This is a genomic window from Thiomonas sp. (assembly GCF_054608695.1).
The window spans coordinates 1-3,932 of sequence record NZ_JBTRXV010000175.1 but is presented as its reverse complement, the minus strand read 5'-3'; the positions used below and the strand labels follow the sequence as shown (position 1 = coordinate 3,932).

The 3,932-nt window shown below is 56.8% G+C and carries 5 protein-coding genes and 1 pseudogene; 5 read left to right on the top strand and 1 reads right to left on the bottom strand.

Annotated features, from left to right (window positions below; genetic code table 11):
• From ACYCUK_RS23755 to ACYCUK_RS23735, 5 genes and pseudogenes are all read left to right on the top strand, one after another.
• A partial coding sequence (locus ACYCUK_RS23755) for a hypothetical protein (protein WP_461597053.1) occupies positions 1-200 on the top strand: 200 nt, incomplete at its 5' end.
• A 15-nt stretch (positions 201-215) separates the two neighbouring features.
• Positions 216-596 carry a hypothetical protein gene (locus ACYCUK_RS23750; RefSeq protein ID WP_461597052.1) on the top strand — a complete coding sequence of 127 codons (381 nt, stop codon included), beginning with the start codon at positions 216-218 and terminating at the stop codon, positions 594-596.
• Between the two features lie 385 nt (positions 597-981).
• Entirely contained in the window at positions 982-2,313 is a 1,332-nt protein-coding gene (locus tag ACYCUK_RS23745; RefSeq protein ID WP_461597051.1) for an IS110 family RNA-guided transposase, read from the top strand.
• A 38-nt stretch (positions 2,314-2,351) separates the two neighbouring features.
• Positions 2,352-3,473, top strand: a complete 1,122-nt coding sequence (locus ACYCUK_RS23740; protein WP_461597050.1) for a glycosyltransferase — start codon at positions 2,352-2,354, stop codon at positions 3,471-3,473.
• Positions 3,474-3,570: 97 nt separating this feature from the next.
• Positions 3,571-3,676 (top strand): annotated as a pseudogene (locus tag ACYCUK_RS23735) (helix-turn-helix domain-containing protein); the annotation flags it as partial.
• A gap of 58 nt (positions 3,677-3,734) precedes the next feature.
• On the opposite strand, the gene ACYCUK_RS23730 reads toward ACYCUK_RS23735, so the two are convergent.
• Positions 3,735-3,932, bottom strand: a 198-nt coding sequence (locus tag ACYCUK_RS23730) for a transposase (RefSeq protein ID WP_461597049.1), incomplete at its 5' end; no start/stop codon positions are given.

Genomic DNA, 3,932 nt, shown 5'->3' with positions numbered 1-3,932 from the left:
TTGTCGGCGTGAATCAGTTCCAAGCGCCAGCCACGACGCCTTACAACACAGGTCTGTCGCCCTACGATCCGGCAAATGCACACCCCGCCCCAGGCTCGCCAGTCATCGGCGCCGGCATGGCACAAAGCAGCTACACAACCAATCTCGCCAATACCGGCTTCATGCATGCCAATGGCGGATACAACGCAGGGGCGTTCTGAGTACCCTCAATCCCCATGAATGAACCCGGTGTGCGCGAAAAACGAAGTCCATGCTGCGCCGCTTTTGCGCCAAAGGTGATCACGCGAATCACGTTTTTTCACGACAAGCGTGACTTGGCCGTGCAGATAGTGGCTACGGCCAATGCCGAACGGGCCCAGCGCGGACTGCCGTTGCAGGAGGTCGCGGCAATGAATGCCACCCTGATCGAATTACTGAGTTCGACCAAGAGCCCCGAAGGCAAGCGCGATCTGGAGATGTACCTGACGACCAAAGGCAACCAGTGGAACTTCGGGTTGAAGGCGCATATTCGGTATCGATGCGGACGGCAGCCTTTTGCGCGCTATGGCGGGCGCCGCGGTGAACATCATCGTAGAAAAACTGAGAGGCTGCATTGACGGCTGTGTAATCAATAACAAAGAGTGTTTGCGCTCTTGGCAAGGCGAAAAATTTAGTCCCCTGTCAAATTTGCGGAAGCGTCGTTATGGATTTTATCGGCTTACTAGAGAGCATCCCAGGCCCCACGCGGGGCCCGGTGTAGGCAGAGAAACGGGGTGACGCGAGATGCGCTACAAGGTGAACGGCAGCGCCGGGATGACCGATTACGCATTGGTGCGAGCGCGCGGCGGTGACCGCCGCCGTGGTGCGAGCCCGTTTGAGAGCATGGTCCGGGAGTCGTCGGTGACAGTGGTGAGCGCAAGCAAGCGCATCCCGTTCAGGAGATCGAGTCGATTGCGACGCCTCCCATGGCGCTGCCGTTCATGGGCGATTCTGGAGCAGATGATGGCGATGCGCAAGCGTGAAGTGGACGAGGTGTACCCCCATGCGGCGGGGATCGATGTGGGCGGATCGAGTCACTGGGTGGCGGTTTCCACCGATGCGGCTGAGGACTCGGTGCGGGAGTTTGGTGCGATGACCGACGATCTGCATGCGATGGCCGATTGGCTGCCGCAATGCGGGGTCGACACGGTTGCACTGGAATCCACGGGTGTGTATTGGATCCCCGTGTACGAGGTGCTGGAGCAGCATGGCCTGCAGGTCTGGCTGGTGGACGCGCGACAGATGAAGTACGTACCCGGGCGCAAGAGTGACGTGCAGGACTGCCAGTGGCTGCAGAAGTTGATGAGCCTGGGACTGCTGCGCGCCGCGTTCCGGCCGTCGCAGGCGGTATGCGTAGTGCGAGCCGTGGCGCGCCAGCGCGAGGTTTTGCTGGCCGAGCAGGCCGCATGGGTGCTGCGCATGCAAAAAGCACTGGTGCAGATGAACATTCAGCTCGGCGAGGTCCTCACCGACGTGATGGGGGTGACGGGCCAGGCGATCATCCGTGACATCGTCGCCGGTGAGCGCGACCCGGCAGCGTTGGCGCGGCACCGCCACGCACGCGTGAAGGCCAGCACGGCCGACATCGAGCGCGCGCTCACGGGTAACTGGCGCGAGGAACACCTGTTTGTGCTCGGGCAAGCCCTGGCGATGTACGACAGCCTGGCTCAACGCCTGGGTGAATGCAACGCCAAGATCGACGCATTGCTGGACGCACGGGGCACGCATGAGGTCAAGCTCGAAGGCCCGTCCAAGCGGGCGGGCAAGAACACGCCGGCCTTCGATCTGCGCGCAGCGCTGGCGCGCTGGGCCGGGGTAGACCTCACCCGCATCAACGGCTTGGCGGTGACCTCGGTGCTGACGGTGCTCTCGGAGATCGGCCCCGACCTGAGCCGCTTCGCCAGTGTCAAGCACTTCTGTTCCTGGCTCGGCCTGTGCCCGGGGACCAAAATCAGCGGCGGCAAGGTCTTGTCGGCACGCACCAGACGATCGAGCAACCGCGTGCGCCAAGCGCTCAAGATGGCCGCCATGCGTCTGTCGCGCAGCAGCTCGGCTCTGGGCGCCTTTTACCGCCGCCTGTGCGCACGCATGGACAAGCCGCGCGCGAACACCGCTGTGGCCCACAAGCTTGCCAGAATGATCTACTTCATGCTCACCCGCGGCGAGGACTACGTCGATCAGGGCCAGCAACGCTATGAAGAGCAGCAACGCCAGCGTTCCATCGCCGCGCTCAAGCGCCGTGCCGCAGACCTGGGGTTCGTCATCACACCCCAGCCCGCTAAGGCCTCAGCTTGATGCCCCGATCGTGAGTTTGTTTCTCAGGAGGTATTGCAATGCCAGAAAAAAACCTAGCCTTACCTTCGGTCGAGATTTTTGCTCAATCCAACTCAGGCCATCTACAACAACTATATACAGGGTTTAGCGCTCTTCATGCTGCCGGGGAAATCAAGCTTGTGCAGCGCCTGAAAAAAAGGCCAAGTTTGCGGGTTTCTGTTGAACCTCATTTGCGTGATGCGCGGCTAGCGCATTGCGCCGCAATTATAAACGGGAAGTATCGTGTATATTACGATATGCACGATAGCTGGGAAGTTGACGAAGAGGCGTTGCATGATCACGACTTCTACTTCAAAAGAAGTTTTTATCCTGATAAATTTTCAAAAACATTCATCGGTCTGCATAAGATTCGTCCATATGGCTTAAATTATGAAGTTGCAGCTAATCCGGTCGACTTATTTGCCCTTCGCCGATCATTTCTTTCAAAAAATGCGAGGGAGTTTTTGACTGGCATGGGTTGGGCAACAGGATTGGCAGATCTTTGGCAATTTATTCCGAGCTTGCGAAGGATGGAGGCACCTCCACCCGTAGAAGCGCCAGGAAGCGTTCTGTTTATGGCGAGGACTTGGGACCCTAATCAGAATTCAACAAGCATTGATACTAAACGACAAGCTGATAGGGATGCCATTAATCAGATGCGCGCCAGTTGTATTAGTAAGCTCAGGGACGCTTTTGGAGAAAGATTCGTCGGAGGTTTTGCACCAACTGAGCATGCCAGAAAAAAATACCCCGATTTGATATTAAGGAATAATTCGCATGCCAGACAAAATTACTTAAAACTTCTCCGGGCAAATGCCATCTGCGTGGCAACTGCTGGGTTGCATGGATCGATCGGATGGAAGATGGCAGAATATGTTGCGTTTTCTAGAGCTATTGTAAGTGAAGAAATTGAAGTTAAATTGCCGGGGGATTTTATTGACGGAGTTAATTACCTTTCTTTTCGCACCGCTGATGAGTGCGTTGAGCAAGTCCGTCGCCTCATGAACGACGAGAAATTTCGATTGCAGATGATGCTAGATAATCGTAAATATTATCTACAGAACCTTCATCCGAAAAGCATCGTGGCATTGACGATAAGGGAGGTTCTGAGCACCAAAACTGAACTCGGATTCCGTGCATAGGTTGGCGGCATATTTGCGCACGTAATGTAGCGTGGCGGCCTCAAATCTGAAGTGCAACGCCTTGCCGTCCTGTCAGGTGTTGTGAACGCAAAGGGCGACGTACCGACAACTTTCAACCGCAAGAGCGCATGCGTATCGAGATCTGGAAAGCTGAGGGCGTCAGCCTGCGAACAATGGCTCACAGGCTGGCTCCGGCGGTTTCAAGAAAGAAATGCAATATTCCTTGCTAGAGTCTTATTGAGCTTTCCGTAAATGGCGACATCACCAGAGCCCGGCCTGGACCCAGCAAGCGGCGATGATCGACGGGCGGTGTTGCGCGCTCTTGAGCTTGTTGCGCGCGGTGAGGTTGAGCTCGTCGAGGTTGGCAGGGCAGAAGTTGGCCAGGGCATGCCGCTTGAGCCAGGCCCACAGGTATTCCACGGGATTCAAGTCTGGCGAGTACGGCGGCAGGAATGCCAT

Coding starts and splice junctions, on each gene's coding strand:
- ACYCUK_RS23745 (WP_461597051.1), top strand. CDS start 982: ATGGCGATGCGCAAGCGTGAAGTGGACGAGGTGTACCCCCATGCGGCG.
- ACYCUK_RS23750 (WP_461597052.1), top strand. CDS start 216: ATGAATGAACCCGGTGTGCGCGAAAAACGAAGTCCATGCTGCGCCGCT.
- ACYCUK_RS23740 (WP_461597050.1), top strand. CDS start 2,352: ATGCCAGAAAAAAACCTAGCCTTACCTTCGGTCGAGATTTTTGCTCAA.